This is a genomic window from Pseudomonas fuscovaginae SE-1 (assembly GCF_000364705.1).
GTDB lineage: Bacteria > Pseudomonadota > Gammaproteobacteria > Pseudomonadales > Pseudomonadaceae > Aquipseudomonas > Aquipseudomonas fuscovaginae_A.
In genome coordinates this window covers 1-441 of record NZ_AQOH01000216.1, presented here as the reverse complement: position 1 = coordinate 441, position 441 = coordinate 1, and the positions used below count along the sequence as shown (strand labels likewise).

At 66.4% G+C, this 441-nt stretch carries 1 protein-coding gene; it reads left to right on the top strand.

Features of this window, described 5'->3' with window-relative positions; all coding sequences use genetic code 11:
* Window positions 1-441 (top strand): methyl-accepting chemotaxis protein (locus K675_RS33695; RefSeq protein ID WP_037006831.1); only part of this gene is annotated, 441 nt, incomplete at both ends.

Genomic DNA, 441 nt, shown 5'->3' with positions numbered 1-441 from the left:
GCCTCGATGGAGCAGATGTCCGCCTCCATTGCCCAGAACACCGAAAACGCCAAGGTCACCGACGGCATGGCCGGCAAGGCGGCCCGTGAAGCCAGCGAAGGCGGTCAGGCCGTGCGCGACACCGTCTCGGCGATGAAGACCATCGCCGACAAGATCAGCATCGTCGATGACATCGCCTACCAGACCAACCTGCTGGCCCTCAATGCCGCCATCGAGGCCGCCCGTGCCGGCGAGCATGGCAAGGGCTTCGCCGTGGTCGCCGCCGAAGTGCGCAAGCTGGCCGAACGCAGCCAGGTCGCCGCACAGGAAATCAGTGAAGTGGCCAGGAGCAGCGTATCCCTGGCCGAACGCGCCGGCACCCTGCTGGACCAGATGGTGCCCTCGATCACCAAGACGTCCGACCTGGTGCAGGAGATCGCCGCCGCCTCGGAAGAGCAGACC